This window comes from Dellaglioa sp. CoH-55-MRSF-7 (assembly GCF_056782235.1).
Window position 1 is genome coordinate 1 of record NZ_JBXAYI010000224.1, and the last position, 243, is coordinate 243.

Here is a 243-nt window from a genome sequence, read left to right on the forward strand (position 1 = left end):
GGCTTGTAGCGCGTAACGTGCTTGTGAATCAGCACATTCGAATCCGCATCCGGATACACGACCGACTCCCCGCGCTCCACGTCCGTGACCGGTTCCGGCACGTATTCAGCCTTGATCGTGTCCCCGTTATTCAGCTTGACCGTGATACGGCCGAACGGCGTATGTTCCAGCAGGCGCAGAATCGGGGCATCGTTGGTTTTCGTCAGCATGTCTTTTCCTTTAGGTTACGTATTGATAAATGAT

Annotated in this window: 1 protein-coding gene; it reads right to left on the reverse strand. The window is 53.9% G+C overall.

Annotated elements, in window-relative coordinates:
* The coding region (locus tag AC1RPU_RS08465; protein WP_481769726.1) for a hypothetical protein at positions 1-209 on the reverse strand (209 nt) is incomplete at its 3' end.
* Positions 210-243: the final 34 nt, after the last annotated feature.